Origin of the sequence: Rubrobacter taiwanensis (assembly GCF_004337705.1) — a bacterium.
GTDB classification, from domain to species: Bacteria; Actinomycetota; Rubrobacteria; order Rubrobacterales; family Rubrobacteraceae; genus Rubrobacter_C; species Rubrobacter_C taiwanensis.
In genome coordinates, this window is record NZ_SKBU01000009.1 from 47,226 (window position 1) to 63,179 (window position 15,954).

Below are 15,954 nucleotides of genomic sequence, written 5' to 3' on the forward strand. Positions count from 1 at the left end.
ACCTTGCCTTGGGTCTGAGAGAGAAGCTGGAGGCTCTAGCCCGCTCCGGAACGCCCATAAGGGTGGGTGTCGTCGGGGTCGGTCAGATGGGACGGGGGTTCATAGCGCAGACCGCTACGATCCCCGGACTGGAGGTCGTCGCGGCCGCCGATGTGAGGCCGGAGCGCGCCCGCACCGCCCTCCAGGAGGCCGGATACGAGCCGGGGGAGGGTGTCCCGGGCTTCACCGGCGACGCGCTGGAAGTGGCCCGTTCGGAGGTGGTGGACGTGCTGGTGGAGGCGACCGGCGTTCCGGATGTCGGAGCCCGGGTCGCATATGAGGCCATACACAGCGGCCGGCACGTGGTGATGCTCAACGCTGAGGCGGACGTGACGGTTGGAGCCGTTCTGAGCCAGATGGCCCGCAGCGCCGGGATAGTCTACACCGGCTCCGCCGGGGATGAGCCCGGCGCGATCATGGAGCTATACGACTTCGCCCGGTCTCTGGGGTTCGAGGTCGTGACGCTGGGCAAGGGGAAGAACAATCCTCTGGACGTCGCCGCCACGCCGGATTCGCTCGCGCGGGAGGCCAAAGAGCGCGGTATGAACCCGAAGATGCTGGCCTCCTTCGTGGATGGTACCAAGACGATGGTCGAGATGGCCGCCGTGGCCAACGCCACGGGGTTCGCTCCCGACACACCGGGGATGCACGGCATCAAGGAGGCCGAACCGGCGCGGCTGGCCGCCATCCTGTGTCCGAGAGAAGAGGGCGGCATACTTGCCGCTCCCGGAGCCGTGGAGTATGTGCGGGGCGTCGCGCCCGGCGTGTTCGCCGTCGTGCGGTCGGACGTGGGTCCGGTGCGGGAGACGCTCAGGTATCTGGGGCTGGGGGAGGGGCCGAACCACGTTCTGTACCGTCCCTACCACCTGACAAGCCTAGAGACCGCCATCTCGGTGGCACGGGCGGCTATCTATGGCGAGCCCACCATAGCTCCCCGGCCGACGCCCGCCGCCGAGGTGGTCGCGGTAGCCAAACGGGATCTCGCCGCCGGAGAGCTTCTGGACGGCATCGGGGGGGCGGACTACTACGGCTTCCTCTACGCGGTCTCCGAGGCCCGGGACATGCTGCCTATCGGGCTGGCTCAGGGAGCGCGGATCGTGCATCCGGTAAAACGGGGCGCCGTGATACCCCGCTCGGCAGTGGAGCTGTCCGGGGACTCTTTCGTCGTGAGGCTGCGCAGGCTGCAGGAGGCGCTGGTCGGAGGGGGGACGGCATGAGGGGCGCTGCAGGCTACCGGCTGGTGGATTCCCGGCAGCTCTCCGAGCAGGATCATCTGATACTCAAGGTGCTCCGGCTCTACTACGAGCACGATCTCACACAGGCCGAGGTGGCACGCCGCATGGGTTTCTCGCGGCCCAAGGTCTCCAAGCTCATCTCCGAGGGCCGAGCCCGCGGGCTGGTCAAGATAGAGATAGCCGAGCCCGCCGGGGACTTTGCCGCGCTGGAGATAGCCCTGGAGGATCGGTACGGGCTCACCGAGGCCATGGTGGTCGACGTCCGGGAGGACCGCCGGAGCACGGAGCTTTCGGCCGGCGGCGCGGGCGGAGCGCTGCTGGCCCGGCTGTGCACCGCCGAGTCGGTGCTCGGGGTCTCTTGGGGAACCTCCCTGCGGGCGCTGGCCGATGCGCTGCCACACCGGGCCTTCGCCTGCAAGCGCATCGTGCCGCTCGTGGGTGGCATGGGGAAGGCCAAGACGGAGCTGCACTCGAACCAGATCTGCGTCGCTCTAGCGGAGAAGGTGGGTGGCGAGTACCTGCAGCTTGCGGCTCCGGCCATCGCCAGCTCGGCCGAGAGCAGGGCCGAGCTCATGGAACTGCCGGGCATCGGGGATACGCTGGCCGAGGCGGCCGCCTGCGATGTGGCCGTGGTGGGCATCGGAGGCATCCTGCCCACCTCCACCATGGTCGGAGCCGGATACTTCACGCCGGAGGAATTTCTGAGGCTCCGGAATCGGGGAGCGGTGGGCGATGTCTGCTGCCACTTCCTGAACGCATGCGGTGAGCCGTGTCTGCCGGACCTCTCCGCGCGCATAATCGGCGTAACCCCGGAGCAGCTGCGCGAGATCCCGCGCACGATCGGCATAGCGACCGGGCCGGAGAAGGCTCCGGGCGTGGCGGCGGTGCTCCGGAGCGGCTGCGTGGACACCCTGGTCTGCGACCGGAGACTGGCCGAGGAACTGCTGGATATACCCCCTCGGGAAGGAGGATCGGCTTGAAGAGCACGGAGGAACGCCGGGAGATGCTGTGGAAGATGCTGCTCATAAGGGCTTTCGACGAGAAGGTCAACGACCTCTATGCCGAAGGCAGGGTTCACGGCACGGCTCACTTCTACGTCGGGCAGGAGGCCGTGGCCGTGGGCGCGGTGGCGGCGCTGAAGGAGGGAGATGTGATCACCTCGACCCATCGCGGCCACGGTCACGCCATCGCCTTCGGATTGGATGTAGACAGGATGGCTGCGGAGCTTCTGGGAAAGGCGACCGGATACTGCCGGGGCAAGGGCGGCTCGATGCACATAGCGGATGTCTCTGCGGGCATGCTCGGCGCCAACGGCATCGTGGGCGGGAGCATGGGTATCGCCTGTGGCGCCGGGTGGGCCTTTAAACGGCGCGGTCAGGACCGCGCCGCCCTCTGTTTCTTCGGGGACGGGGCGGTACAGGAGGGCATCTCCAGCGAGACGTTCAATCTGGCCGCCATTTGGAAGCTGCCGGTGGTCTTTCTGTGCGAGAACAACCAGTACGCGATGTCCCTGAGCGTGAGGAAGGCGTTCGCCGTCGAGCCCATCTCCGGCAGGGCGGCGGCCTACGGCATGCCCGGCGAGACGGTCGATGGCATGGATCTTGAGGAGGTCTACAGAGCCGCCGCCGCCGCTCTAAAGCGGGCCCGCGACGGTGAGGGGCCTACCCTGATCGAGACCGTTACCTACCGCTATCTGGGGCACTCTAAGAGCGATGCCAATCTCTACCGCACGCGCGAGGAGATCCGGCAGTGGCGCGAGATGGATCCCATCGAGCGTTTCGCCGGAAAGCTGCAGGAGGAGGGCGCCCTGGCGGAGAACGAGCTGCAGGAGATGGAGAGCCGGGCCTACCGGCGGATCGATGAGGCCTTCGAGAAGGCTGCAAAAGAGCCCGAACCGGAACTTAAGAGCGCTCTGGAGGACGTGTATGCCTGAGGCCAGGGTGATCACCTATCGTGAAGCCGTCCGGGAGGCGATGGTGCAGGCTATGCGCCACAACGAAGAGGTCTTCCTGATGGGCGAGGACGTGGGGGTCTACGGCGGTGCCTTCGGCGTGAGCCGGGGCATGGTCGAGGAGTTCGGCGAAGATAGGGTTGTGGACACCCCGCTCTCCGAGGCTGGCTTCGTGGGCTTGTGCACCGGGGCGGCCCTTCTGGGCATGCGTCCCATCGCCGAGATCCAATTCTCGGACTTCATAACCCACTGTATGGACCAGCTCGTGAACCAGGCGGCCAAGGTGCGCTACATGTTCGGCGGCGAGGCCTCGGTCCCGCTGGTGGTGCGCACGCCCGGAGGAGCCGGGACCGGGGCCGCAGCCCAGCACTCCCAGAGCCTCGAGGCCTGGTTCGTCCACGTTCCGGGCCTGAAGGTCGTAATGCCCTCAACCCCCTACGACGCCAAGGGGCTGCTGCTCGCCGCCCTTGACGATCCCAACCCCGTGATCTTCTACGAGCACAAACTCCTCTACAACCGCAAGGGTGAGGTGCCGGAAGATCTCTACCGCGTTCCTCTGGGTGAGGCTGCCCTCAGCCGCGAGGGGGAGGACGTTACCCTCGTCGCGGCCGGGCTGATGCACCACTACGCGCTGGAGGCCGCCGACGCTCTCTCCGGCGAAGGGGTGGAGGCCGAGGTTATAGACCTGCGCACCCTCTCGCCGATGGACCACAGGACCGTGGCACGCTCGGTGGAGAAGACCGGCAAGCTCGTCGTGGTCGAGGAGGATGTGAAGACCTGTGGCTGGGGGGCCGAGGTCGTCTCCCGGATCGTGGAGAGCGAGAGCTTCTACGCCCTGGACCGTTCCCCGGCCCGGGTTGCGGCGGCCGACGTTCCCATCCCCTACAACAGGCGGCTGGAAGCTTACGTGCGGCCCACTCCGGAGAAGGTGGTTGAGGCGGTAAAGGCCCTTTTGGACGCTCGGGTGGGGGTGTATGCCTGATGGCTGCCGAACTGAAGGTTCCCCGGCTGAACATGGACATGGAGGAGGCCACCATCATCCGGTGGCTGGTCGAGGAGGGCGATGAGGTGAAGGAGGGAGACCCCGTTCTGGAGATAGATACGGACAAGGTCTCCTTCGAGCTTGAGGCTCCGGCCGACGGTATCGTGCGCAACCTCCGCGGTGCGGCAGGAGATGTCGTGCCCGTGGGGACGACATTACTCTACATCGCCGCTCCGGGCGAAGAGGTGCCGGAGACCGGGAGAGAGGCTGCCGGAACCCCCGCCGAGCCGCAGAGGGAGCTTGCGACATCCGCTCCACCGAGGGAGCCTGGAACCGATGGGAAGGGCCGGAGCCCGGTCCGGGCCTCTCCGGCGGCCCGCCGGGCCGCCGCCCAGCGGGGTTTGGCCATAGAGGCCATCGCCGGGTCCGGACCCGGCGGGCGGGTCTATCTTTCGGACGTTCTCGAGGCCGATGTTCGCCGGCAGCCGCGCGAAGTTCCGGCCCCTCCAGAGGGAGAGCCCTCGGCAGCTGGGGCGCTCCGGAGGGAGAAGCTCTCCCGCATCCGGCGCATTGGCGCCGAACGGACGGCCCGCAGCTTCGCGGAGGTGCCGCACTTCTACCTGAGGCGGGAGCTCGGGGCCGACCGGCTGCTTGAGCTGCGGGAGCGCCTGAAGGAGAGGCTTGATCCCGCGCCCACCCTCACGGATCTTCTGGCGCTGGCCGTCGCCCGGACGCTCAGGAGCCATCCGCGGCTCAACGCCCGTTACATAGAGGGCGGCGAGATGGAGCTGAACCCGCGGGTCAATCTGGGAATAGCGGTGGCCACGGAGGAAGGGCTTCTGGTGCCGGTGGTGAAGGGGGCCGATGCGCTCCCTCTGAGGGAGCTGGTCCCGGCGGTCAGGGATCTCATCCTGCGGGCGCGGGAGGGCCGGCTCGGGAGCGAGGACCTCTCGGGAGGAACCTTTACCCTCTCCAACCTGGGGATGATGGAGGTGGATGGGTTCGACGCCATCATAAACCCGCCGCAGGCGGCCATCCTGGCGGTAGGGAGGGTGCGGACCGTTCCGGAGTGGCGCGAGGACGAGTGGGTGCCGCGGCGCGTGATCTCGGCTACGCTCTCGGTGGATCACCGGGTGGCCGACGGCGCCGACGGGGCTCGGTTCCTCATGGACCTGCAGTCCGTGCTGCTGGACTGGGAGCTCCTGCTGTGAGACGGACTGTCTGGAGGTGATGACCGTGGTGGAGAGGGAGACGCGAGTGGGACCTGAAGAGGGGCTGCACGCCCGCCCGGCGGCGCGGTTTGTCAAGACCGCAAGAAGGTTCTCCTCGGAGATCGTGGTCGTAAAGGACGGGAGGGAGGCCAACGCCAAGAGCTCGCTCAAGGTCATGACCTTGGGAGCGAAGAAGGGGGACAGGGTCATCATCCGGGCCGAGGGAGAGGACGCCCGGCAGGCCGTCGACGCCCTGGTGGAGCTCATCTCGGCCGACGAGCACGAGCCGCAAGAAGACGCCTGACCCGGAGATCCTGCACTCCGGCGAGCCCGGAGCCCCGGGCTTTTGGAGTAGACTGTGTAAATAAAGGAGCGAGCCATATCAGATACCGGCAAATCGGTCTACAGGCTCCCGGAGGGGTCGAAGGAGATGAAGGACCTCCTCGGCGGGAAGGGGGCCGGTCTTGCGGAGATGAGCCGCCTGGGGCTGCCGGTGCCGCCGGGTTTCATCATCACCACCGAAGCCTGCCGCACATACATGCGCACCGGCGAGCTCCCCGAGGGGCTCATGCAGGAGGTCGCAGTCCATCTCCGGTGGCTCGAAGGCGAGACCGGCAAGTGCCTCGGCGACCCCGAGAACCCGCTGCTGGTCTCGGTCAGGAGCGGGGCTGCAGTCTCGATGCCGGGAATGATGGACACCGTGCTGAACCTCGGTCTGAACGACGCCACGGTAGAGGGGCTGGCCGAGAGGACGGGGGATGCGCGCTTCGCCTACGATTGCTACCGGCGCTTCGTCCAGATGTTCGGCGAGATCGTGCTGAAGGTGAGGGCGCACAGCTTCGAGGAGGCGCTCGATGACCTCAAGAGGGAGCGCGGGGTCGAGCAGGACCAGGAGCTTTCGGCAGAGGACCTGAAGGGCCTGGTGCGCGCCTTCAAGGGCATCGTGGAGGAAGCGACGGGCCGCCCGTTCCCGCAAGACCCCGAGGAGCAGTTGGAGCGGGCCGTGAAAGCCGTCTTCGACTCCTGGGACAACGAGCGAGCCAGAGCATACCGCAGGGAGTTCGGCATCCCCGACGACCTGGGAACGGCGGTCACCGTACAGGCCATGGTCTTCGGGAACATGGGGGAAACTTCGGCCACCGGCGTGGCCTTCACCCGCAACCCGGCCACCGGCGAGCAGGGGATCTTCGGGGAGTTCCTCCTGAACGCCCAGGGGGAGGACGTGGTGGCCGGCATCCGCACCCCGAAGCCGCTTGCGGAGATGGAGGAGGTCCTGCCCCGGGCCTACGGGGAGCTGCTGAGGGTGATGCAGGCTCTGGAGCGTGAGTACAAGGACATGCAGGACATAGAGTTTACCGTGGAGCGTGACCGGCTCTACATGCTCCAGACGCGCAGCGGCAAGCGCACGGCGCGGGCAGCGCTGAAGATAGCGCGCGAGATGGCCGAGGAGGGTTTGATCTCCCGGGATGAAGCCCTCCTGCGCATCGACCCCAAGGGGCTCAACCAGCTCCTGCACCCGCACATAGACCCTGAAGCCCGGCTGGAGGTCCTGGCCCGGGGACTCCCGGCCTCTCCCGGGGCGGCTGTGGGCAGGATCGTGCTCGACGCCGACGAGGCCGAACGCCTGGGGGAGGTGGGGGAGGCCGTGATCCTGATCAGGAGGGAGACCAACCCCGACGACGTACACGGCATGATACGCGCGAGGGGCGTGCTCACCGCCCTCGGAGGCATGACCAGCCACGCGGCGGTGGTGGCCCGGGGCCTGGGCAAGCCCGCGGTGACCGGCTGCAAGGAGCTTGAGGTGGACCCCGGAGCGGGGGAGATCCGGCTCGCAGGCCGGACGTTCCGGGCCGGGGAGACCATCACCATCGAGGGGAGCACGGGGCGGGTGATCGCGGGCGAGGTACCGCTCGTAGAAGCGGAAACGAACGAGGATTTCGAGCAGATCCTGCGCTGGGCTGACGAGGTGAGGACTCTGGGCGTGAGGGCCAACGCCGACACCCCCGAAGACGCCAGGAAAGCCCGGGAGTTCGGGGCCGAAGGCATCGGGCTGTGCCGCACCGAGCACATGTTCATGGACGAGGGGCGTCTGGAGGTGATGCGGGAGGTGATCCTGGCCGAAGACGAGGCGGCCCTCGACGCGGCGCTCGCCCGGCTCGAACCCCTCCAGAGAGGCGACTTCGAGGAGATCTTCGCGGCCATGGATGGCCTGCCCGTCACGGTCCGGCTCCTGGACCCCCCGCTGCACGAGTTCCTCCCCGGCTCCGAAAAGCTCAAGCAGAGTATCGCCGGGCTCGAAGCCGGTGGCGGCTCGCCGGAGGATATCTCCGGGCTGCGCCGGCAACTGAAGGCCGTGGAGAGCCTCGAAGAGAGGAACCCCATGCTCGGCCTGAGGGGGGTGAGGCTCGGGATCGTGCGCCCGGAGATCTACCGGATGCAGGTGCGGGCTATCGCCGCGGCGGTGAAGTCCCTGGGGGAGCGTGGCCGCAACCCCGTCGTCGAGATCATGATACCGCTCGTCGGCTTCCCCGCAGAGCTCAAGGAGACCCGCCGGCAGGCCGGGGCCGTGCTCGAGGAGGTACTCGGCGAGGAGAACTCCGTCAAGATCGGCACCATGATCGAGCTGCCGAGGGCGTGCGCGGTGGCCGACGAGATAGCCCAAGAGGCCGACTTCTTCTCCTTCGGGACCAACGATCTCACCCAGACCGTCTGCGGGCTCAGCCGGGACGACGCCGAGGGCAAGTTCCTGCCCGAGTACCTCCATCGGGGCATCTTCGAGAATAACCCCTTCGAGACCCTCGACCGCAGGGGCGTGGGGCGGCTAGTAGCTATGGCCTGCGAGCTGGGGCGGGGGGCGAAACCCTCCCTCAAGCTCGGCATCTGCGGCGAGCACGGAGGCGACCCCGAGAGCATCCGCTTCTTCCAGGGAGTGGGCCTCGACTACGTCTCCTGCTCGCCCTACCGGGTGCCGGTGGCGCGCCTGGCCGCAGCCCGGGCAGCCCTGACGGAGCGGCGCGATGGAGGTGAGAGAATGTACGACGGGGGTGCATGATCTCCGGTAGAATATGCATAGCCGGACCTGGAGCGTCGGCTTACGGTCACCCGGAAGAGGAGCGCGCGTGAGGGTCGAGGAAGACGCCATACTCACCTGCTCAACCTGCGGGGTCGAGGGAGAGCACGAACTTCTGTACCTCTCCGACCATCTGCGCGCCAGCCGGTGCCGCAGCTGCGGAGCTACCGGAGTCTACTCGCCGCATATCTACGCGGATTATGCGCGTGACGTGGCCGAGCGCACAGCCCGACTACCGATGCGGCTGGCCGGAGAGGCGATCCGCCGCCCCACGCACCTGCTGCTCTGGCCGTGGAAGGCGCTGCGCAAGCCCTTCGGCCTTCTGGACGAGGTGGGCCGGGTCTACACCTTCGACCGAGACCGGCGCTGTCGCACCCGCGCCGCCGTTCGCAGAGTACGCAGCTCCTAGATGGTAGCTTGAAGCACGGAGAGCTTCGGGAGGAGATCGTCCGGACGGCGCGTGCGATGAGCGGTCGGGGCTCATCACCGGCACATCGGGCAACGTCAGTGCCCGCACCCCGGACGGCCACGCTCTCATAACCCCGATGCACACCGGGATCTACTGCTCCCGGCCCGAGGTCGGCGGGATCGTAGACACCCACGCTCCGTACTCGCCGGCGCTGGCCTGCCTGGGTGGGAGATACCGCCGGTCCATGGCCGCTCTCTGCTACCGGACCCGGGTAGCCGGTGCTGCTCACGCCGGAGCAGACCTCTGAGGCCGCGGCCATAGCGGGAGGCCGGAGCGTGCCCATGCTAGAATCATGTTCTGCCGGTGTTTCCTTAGGGGAAGGGAGCGAGTGTGGCGGCGAAGCGACCGACGATCGGGCAGCTGAGGGATATCGCGCACGAGTACAACCTGCGTCTGGAGGATGCGGATCTGGAGTCCTACCGGGATCTGATGGGCGGGGTGCTGGCCTCGTATGCGCGGCTGGACGAGCTGGCGGAGCCCGCGCCGGAGGTGAAGTACCCGCGCTCCGGCGGCTACCGGCCCGGTCCGGATGAGAACGCCCTGGGCGCCTGGTACTGGAAGTGCTCCGTGAAGGGGGCGCAGAGCGGCCCGCTCTCCGGCAAGCGCGTAGCGGTAAAGGACAACGTGTGCGTCGCCGGGGTTCCGATGATGAACGGCAGCTCCGTCCTGGAGGGGTACGTGCCCGAGACGGACGCGACCATCGTCACGCGCATCCTGGATGCGGGCGGTGAGATCGCGGGCAAGGCCGTCTGCGAGCACCTCTGCTTCTCGGGCGGCAGCCACACGAGCGATACGGGGCCCGTCCTCAACCCGCACGACCCCTCGCGCTCGGCGGGCGGGTCTTCCAGCGGGAGCGCGGCGCTCGTCGCCGCCGGAGAGGTGGACATGGCCATCGGCGGGGACCAGGGCGGCTCCATCCGTATCCCCAGCTCCTGGTGCGGGGCCTACGGCCTCAAGCCCACGCGCGGGCTGGTGCCCTACACCGGGATCTTCCCGATAGAGCTCACGCTGGACCACACCGGGCCCATCGCCGCTACGGTCGAGGACGTGGCGCTGCTGCTCGCGGCGATAGCGGGGGAGGACGGGCTAGATCCGCGCCAGAGAGACGTGCAGGTCGGAGACTACACCGGCGCGCTGGAGGGCGGTGCGGAGGGCCTGCGCGTCGGGGTCGTGCCCGAGGGCTTCGGCTGGCCGGGCGTCTCTGAGGAGGATGTGGACCGGATGGTGCGCGAGGCGGTCCGGAAGTTCGGGGAGATCGGGGCGAAGGTGGGGGAGGTCTCGATCCCCATGCACCGGGACGGCATCCACATCTGGAACGCCATCGCGGTCGAAGGGGCGACGGCGCTGATGGTCCGGGGCAACAGCATGGGCACCAACTGGACGGGGCACTACACCACCTCGCTGCTGGACGCCTATGCCCGCGGCAGGATCACGCGCGGTGGCGACCTCTCCGATACGGTCAAGCTCGTGGTGCTGCTCGGCCAGTACATGCAGGACGCCTACCACGGCCGCTACTACGCCAAGGCGCAGAATCTGGCCCGCAGGCTCACCGCCGCCTACGACGAGGCCCTGAGCGAGGTGGACCTGCTGGCGATGCCGACCCTCCCGATGAAGGCTACTCCCATACCCCCGCCGGACGCGCCGCGGGAGGAGGTCGTGGCCCGCGCCCTGGAGATGATCCCGAACACCGCCCCGTTCGACGTCTCCGGGCACCCGGCGATGAACGTGCCCTGCGGCCTCTCGGACGGTCTGCCGGTGGGCCTGATGCTGGTGGGCCGCCGCTGGGAGGAGGCGACCGTGCTGCGCGCCGCGCGCGCCTTCGAGCAGGCGAGCGGTTACACCGTGCGACCCGGAGGAGGGAGGTAGGCATGGTAGATCACCTGGTCTTCTTCACCGTCGAGCCGCACGCCTCAGAGGAGGAGGTGGAGGACCTGCTGGACTCCATCCGGGCGCTGAAGGAGAAGGTGCCCGGCGTCGTGGACCTGACGGCCGGGGAGAACTTCAGCCCCAGATCCGGCGGCTACACGCACGGGCTCTTCGCCCGGTTCGAGAACCGGCAGGCGCTGGACAACTACATGAACCACTCCGAGCACCTGGCCGTGGTCGAGAAGCTCGACCGGCTCACGACCGGCCGCATCGTGGTGGACTACGAGACCTGAGCCCGGCCAGCCGGAGGCCTCCTCCTTGAGGAGCTCTTCGGCCTAGCTTGGGGAAGTGCTGGTGGAAGGGAAGCCTTCACCGGCCGCCGCTTCTGCCCGCCTAAAGGTCCGGCCGCGTGTTCGGCACCTCCGGCAGGCAGTCTGGGCTCACAGCTCCTCCTGCTCTCCGCTGGCCGGATGCCGGCGCTTCCTGCTGCGCTGAGCGAAAAGGTCTGTGTTGACGGGTAACGTCCAGAGCGTTATGTTGGTCCTTGCCCGGCAGGCGCTTTCAGGGGGGACAGATGAATAATGGGCACGGCGAACGCCGGAGGGGCCGCACCCGAAGAATCGCTTACGTAATGGGAGCATACTTCCTGATCTGCACGCTGGCCCTGATCTGGCCGGTGGCGGGGCTTGCGAACAGGATAGAGCCGGTGGTGTTCGGGATGCCGTTCTTCTTTTTCTGGCACGTGCTGTGGGTGTTCATGGTCTTCGTGGGGTGTCTGGTGACCTACCTGTGGGAGTATGCGGGGGAGGACGAGTAGATGGTGCCGGACTGGGTGATCGTCTCGGGGATAACGTTCTCGTACCTGCTCTTCGTCCTGTACGTAGGGCTGCGGGCCCGCACGCGGGAGACCGGCTCGACCCTGGAGCAGTACGTGGCGCACGGCCGGAGCCTGGGGCTCTTCATTTTGTTCTTCATCATGGGAGCCGAGATCTTCAGCGCCTTCGCGTTCCTCGGCGGGCCGGGCTGGGCCTACAGCCAGGGGGCTCCGGGTCTGTACATCATCGGGTACCTGGCGCTGGGGCTTCTGCCGTGGTGGGTCATCGGCCCCAAGACCGCCCGGCTGGGCAAGAAGTACGGGTACCTGACCCAGGCGGAGCTGATCTCCGACCGCTTCAAGAGCAAGGCGCTCTCGGCGATCATAGCCCTGGTCAGCATCGGGGCGTTCGTGCCGTACCTGACGATCCAGATCACCGGCGCGGGCTTCCTCTTTGAGGCGGCCACCGAGGGCAACATCCCCTTCTGGCTCGGAGGCTTCGTGGCGTTCCTGATCGTGACCATCTACGTGGTTGCCAGCGGGCTGCGGGGCATCGGGTGGACGGCCGTGATCCAGGGCATGCTCATGGTAATCGTGGCGTGGGTGATCGGGATCGCCATCACGCGCGAGTTCTACGGCGGGGTGGGGGAGATGTTCGGCCGCATCGCCGCCGAGGCTCCGGAGTACCTGACCATACCCGGCCATGAAGGGGCCATGTCCCCGGTAGCCTTCTCTACCGCCGTTCTGGTGAGCGCTTTAGGCTTCATCATGTGGCCGCACCTCTTCAACAAGGCGTACGGCGCAAACAGCGAGAAAACGATAAAGAAGACGATCATCATCTACCCGCTCTACGGATACCTGCTCGTCCCGCTGATGTTCGTGGGCTTCGCCGGGGTGCTGATCTTCCGGGACGAGCCGCTCGCCAACCCGGACAGCGTGCTGCTGGAGCTGGTGATGATGTCCGGCATCTCGCCGTGGCTGGTCGGCGTCCTGCTCTCCGGAGCGCTGGCGGCGGCGATGTCCACCGGGGCCAACCTCGCCCATACGGCGGCCTCGATCGTGGTCCGGGACATCTACGTGCGGCTCTTCGACCCGCCGGCCTCGGCGACCCTGGAGCGCCGGCTGGTGTGGCTGACGCGGGTCTTTGTGGTCCTGATCTCGCTCACCTCGTTCGTGCTGGCGCTCTTCAATCCGGCGACGCTGGTCGCCCTGCTGCTCGGGGCTTACGGGGCTATCGTGCAGCTCCTGCCGCTGGTGGTCGCGCTCTTCTTCTGGCGGCGGGCAACGACGGCGGGCGCTTACGCCGGGCTTATCTCCGGCACGCTGGTGATGCTCTACTACTCCTTCCTCGCCCCGCCGCTCTTCGACATCCACGCCGGGATACTGGGCCTTATGGTCAACACCGCGCTGCTGGTCGGCGTGAGCCTCGCGACCCGGCCGATGGAGAAGGAGCACGTGGACCGCTTCGTGGAGGACTCGAAGGTCCCGCTGCAGAAGATCGAGCGCCGCGCTTCCAGGCCCGCCGGAGCGGGTTAGACTCTGCCTTGACCTTCGGGCGGGTTCCGCTACGATCTCTCCATTGGTTATCTGGTCCGGCGTTTGAGAGAGAAGGTCTTACGGAGTGGCTGTCTCCTGGCGAACGGTGGCGGCGTTCGCTGCCTTGGTCCTTATCTGGGGCTCGGCGTTCTCGTTCATCAAGGTGGGACTGGACTACTCCCCGCCGGTGCTCTTCGCGGGCGTCCGGACCCTTGTCGGCGGCTTCGTGCTCGTAGCGGCCGCCTCAGTGTGGGGCGGGGCGCCGGAACTGAAGCGGACGTGGCCGATGCTCCTCGTCTCGGCGCTCTTCAACGTGATCCTGTTCATCGGGCTGCAGACGTTCGCCGTCGAGTACCTGACGAGCGGGCTAGCGGCCGTCCTGGTCTACCTGCAGCCCATCCTGGTAGGGGTCATGGCCTGGCTCTGGCTCGCCGAACCTCTCTCCGTCCCGAAGGTTGCCGGGCTGTTGCTGGGCTTCGCCGGGGTCGTCGCCATCAGCGCCGGGAGCCTGAACGGCGGCTTCTCGTTCGCCGGGATCCTGGTCGGCGTCCTGGCGGCGCTCGCCTGGGCGGCCGGAACGGTGTACTTCAAGCGGGTGCAGGCACGGGTCTCGATGCTCTGGTTCGTCGCCGGGTCGTTCATGACCGGCGGAGTCGTGTTGCTGCTCGCCGGGCTCGCGGTTGAGCCGTGGAGCGGGATAGAGTGGACCGGAGCCTTCCTCTTCAGCCTCTTTCATACGGGCGTGCTGGGCTGCTCGGTGGCCTGGATGCTCTGGCTCTGGCTGGTGCGGGCCGGCGAGGCCAGCCGCGTCTCCGCCTACGCCTTCTTCGTGCCGCTGGTCTCCGTGATCCTCGGAGCCCTCTTCCTGAACGAGCCCGTCGAGCTCTCCCTGCTGCTCGGCGCGGCCTGCATCGTGACCGGGATCTACCTGGTCAACCGCCGTCCCGCCAAGGGCTAGGGAGCCCGCCGCATATCTAGGCGCACCAGGGCCATCGCCGCGAGCAGCAGCGCGCCCGTCAGGTAGAAGGCCGGTGAGAACCCCGCGGCCTCGATCACGAGCCCGAAGGCGAGCGCGCCCGCTCCCGTCCCGGCGTCGAAGGCCACGTTCCACAGCGTGCTGGCCAGCCCGTACTCGCTGCGCTTGACGCGGTTCATCATCAGGACCAGCGTCGCGTTCTGGAGCGCCCCCAGCCCGAGGCCGTAGACCACAGCTCCGCCTATCAGGAGGGGGGCCTGGCCGGACTGCGCCAGCGCCACCATACCCGCCGCGGCGGCGGCGAGACCCGGAGCCAGGAGCAGGTGCGGGCCGTAGCGGTCGCCAAGCCGGCCCGCCCACCAGCGCGCGAAGGTGGTGGTGAGCCCGAGGACGAGCAGCGCCGCGGCCGCTGCGCCGGGAGCGGCGAGGGGCAGGAACGTCACCACCACGCCGGTCGAAACGGTGGTCGCCGTGAAGACCGCGAACGGTCTCAGGAGCGCGCCGCGCCGCAGCCCGGCCAGGAACCGGCCGTCTTCGCCCGGAGAGGAGGGTGGAGCCGCCCGGATGCCGAGTGCCGCCGCGATGCCGAGCAGCGGCGCCGCAGCCGCAAGGGTGAAGACCGCGGGGTACCCGGTGTTCTGGGCGAGCCAGATCCCGAACGGCAGGCCGAAGACCGTCGGCAGGGCTGCGGCGAGGCCGTAGAGCCCGATACCCTCGCCGCGGCGTTCGACCGGGATGAGCTCGGCGATGAGCGCCGCCGAGACGACGGTCGTGATCCCGAACCCCACCCCCCTCAGCAGCGTCACCAGCAATATCGAGGGCACGCTCTCGGCCGCGGGATAGAAGAAGGTGGGAAGCCCCAGGAAGAGCAGTCCGGCGGCGAGCGCGGGCCGGTAGCCGAAGCGGCCCAGGATGCGGGGCATCTGGATCTGAACGACCACGGTCGTCAGCATCAGCGCCATCGTCGCCAGCCCGGCGTCCGAACTCCCGCCCCCCGCGTCCCGCACGTAGAGCGGCACCACCGAGAGCAGGAGCTGGAAGCTGGAGAAGGCCGCAAGCGAGGTGAAGAGCAGCAGCAGTACCTGCCGGGTGAAGATGGTGCCCCTGTAAGCCTTCCGCGCCATGAGCAGGGGGATACTACCCGATGGGTGCGGGAGCGTCCATGGTTGACCCGGATGTTGCAAGGTAGTAGATTCCTCTCTGGAGGAGACGGGCCATTCTGGCCGGGCGTTCCGCACCGGAAGAGGAGGACAAGATGGGCAGGAGGAGGAGGGGCAGGATCAGCCGCCGGGACTTCCTGAAGCTCGGCGGCGCGGGGCTCGCCGGAGCCGCGCTGGTGGGGAGCGCCGCCTGCACGCCTGCGGGCAACGGCGGCGGTAACGGCGGCGAGGGGCCCGTCACCCTCACCTTCTCGTTCGGTCCGGACGAGTCCGGGACGATGCAGGAGCTGATCGACCGCTTCAACCGGCAGCACGAGGGGGAGATCCAGGTCGAGTGGCGGCAGATGCCCGCGGATACCGGCTAGTACTTCGACCAGCTGCGCACCGAGTTCCAGGCCGGCGGCGGCGAGATAGACGTGATTAGCGGGGATGTGATCTGGCCCGCGCAGTTCGCCGCCAACGGCTGGATCGTCGACCTCTCGGACCGCTTCGGCAACCGGGGAGACTTCCTCGAAGGCACCATCCAGTCCAACACCTACGAGGGGGCAATCTACGGAGTGCCCTGGTTCACCGACGCCGGCATGCTCTACTACAGGGCCGACCTGCTCGAAGAGGCGGGGGTGGAGCCGCCCACAACCTGGGACG

At 67.9% G+C, this 15,954-nt stretch carries 17 protein-coding genes; 16 read left to right on the forward strand and 1 reads right to left on the reverse strand.

Translation table 11 applies throughout. From position 1 onward, the window contains the following. Positions 1-8: 8 nt before the first annotated feature. The 14 genes from E0L93_RS05190 (at position 9) to E0L93_RS05250 (ending at position 14,131) form a co-directional block, all read left to right on the forward strand. Positions 9-1,256: an NAD(P)H-dependent oxidoreductase gene (locus E0L93_RS05190; RefSeq protein WP_207890335.1), complete on the forward strand. Its 1,248-nt coding sequence runs from the start codon at positions 9-11 to the stop codon at positions 1,254-1,256. Next, positions 1,253-2,254: a sugar-binding transcriptional regulator gene (locus E0L93_RS05195; RefSeq protein ID WP_132689455.1), complete on the forward strand. Its 1,002-nt coding sequence runs from the start codon at positions 1,253-1,255 to the stop codon at positions 2,252-2,254. Before E0L93_RS05190 ends, E0L93_RS05195 begins: the two co-directional genes overlap by 4 nt. Further along, a complete protein-coding gene (locus tag E0L93_RS05200; protein WP_207890336.1) occupies positions 2,251-3,207 on the forward strand; it encodes a thiamine pyrophosphate-dependent dehydrogenase E1 component subunit alpha in 957 nt (318 codons plus the stop codon). The genes E0L93_RS05195 and E0L93_RS05200 overlap by 4 nt, the downstream gene beginning before the upstream one ends. Further along, positions 3,200-4,207, forward strand: coding sequence for an alpha-ketoacid dehydrogenase subunit beta (locus E0L93_RS05205; protein WP_132689458.1), 1,008 nt, complete (start codon positions 3,200-3,202; stop codon positions 4,205-4,207). The genes E0L93_RS05200 and E0L93_RS05205 overlap by 8 nt, the downstream gene beginning before the upstream one ends. Beyond that, complete coding sequence (locus tag E0L93_RS05210; protein ID WP_132689460.1) at positions 4,207-5,418, forward strand: dihydrolipoamide acetyltransferase family protein; 1,212 nt, start codon at positions 4,207-4,209, stop codon at positions 5,416-5,418. The genes E0L93_RS05205 and E0L93_RS05210 overlap by 1 nt, the downstream gene beginning before the upstream one ends. Before the next feature lie 19 nt (positions 5,419-5,437). Further along, positions 5,438-5,722 carry an HPr family phosphocarrier protein gene (locus E0L93_RS05215; RefSeq protein WP_341539377.1) on the forward strand — a complete coding sequence of 95 codons (285 nt, stop codon included), beginning with the start codon at positions 5,438-5,440 and terminating at the stop codon, positions 5,720-5,722. Between the two features lie 75 nt (positions 5,723-5,797). After that, a complete protein-coding gene (ppdK, locus tag E0L93_RS05220) occupies positions 5,798-8,470 on the forward strand; it encodes a pyruvate, phosphate dikinase (protein WP_132689466.1) in 2,673 nt (890 codons plus the stop codon). A 67-nt stretch (positions 8,471-8,537) separates the two neighbouring features. Next, positions 8,538-8,897, forward strand: a complete 360-nt coding sequence (locus E0L93_RS05225) for a hypothetical protein (protein WP_132689469.1) — start codon at positions 8,538-8,540, stop codon at positions 8,895-8,897. A gap of 136 nt (positions 8,898-9,033) precedes the next feature. Then, on the forward strand, positions 9,034-9,204 hold the full coding sequence (locus E0L93_RS15735; RefSeq protein ID WP_165874178.1) for a class II aldolase/adducin family protein: 171 nt from the start codon (positions 9,034-9,036) through the stop codon (positions 9,202-9,204). An 83-nt stretch (positions 9,205-9,287) separates the two neighbouring features. Then, positions 9,288-10,823, forward strand: coding sequence for an amidase (locus E0L93_RS05230; protein WP_132689472.1), 1,536 nt, complete (start codon positions 9,288-9,290; stop codon positions 10,821-10,823). Positions 10,824-10,825: 2 nt separating this feature from the next. After that, on the forward strand, positions 10,826-11,116 hold the full coding sequence (locus E0L93_RS05235; protein WP_132689475.1) for a Dabb family protein: 291 nt from the start codon (positions 10,826-10,828) through the stop codon (positions 11,114-11,116). A gap of 338 nt (positions 11,117-11,454) precedes the next feature. Then, complete coding sequence (locus E0L93_RS05240; protein WP_243638119.1) at positions 11,455-11,640, forward strand: DUF3311 domain-containing protein; 186 nt, start codon at positions 11,455-11,457, stop codon at positions 11,638-11,640. Beyond that, entirely contained in the window at positions 11,641-13,173 is a 1,533-nt protein-coding gene (locus E0L93_RS05245; RefSeq protein WP_132689481.1) for a sodium:solute symporter family protein, read from the forward strand. An 85-nt stretch (positions 13,174-13,258) separates the two neighbouring features. Then, positions 13,259-14,131: a DMT family transporter gene (locus tag E0L93_RS05250; protein WP_132689484.1), complete on the forward strand. Its 873-nt coding sequence runs from the start codon at positions 13,259-13,261 to the stop codon at positions 14,129-14,131. On the opposite strand, the gene E0L93_RS05255 is transcribed toward E0L93_RS05250, so the two are convergent. Further along, entirely contained in the window at positions 14,128-15,273 is a 1,146-nt protein-coding gene (locus E0L93_RS05255) for an MFS transporter (RefSeq protein WP_132689487.1), read from the reverse strand. The genes E0L93_RS05250 and E0L93_RS05255 overlap by 4 nt on opposite strands. A 131-nt stretch (positions 15,274-15,404) precedes the next feature. On the opposite strand from E0L93_RS05255, the gene E0L93_RS16265 reads away from it, so the two are divergent. Next, entirely contained in the window at positions 15,405-15,674 is a 270-nt protein-coding gene (locus tag E0L93_RS16265; RefSeq protein ID WP_132689489.1) for a twin-arginine translocation signal domain-containing protein, read from the forward strand. A gap of 51 nt (positions 15,675-15,725) precedes the next feature. Beyond that, positions 15,726-15,954 (forward strand): extracellular solute-binding protein (locus E0L93_RS16270; protein ID WP_132689492.1); only part of this gene is annotated, 229 nt, incomplete at its 3' end.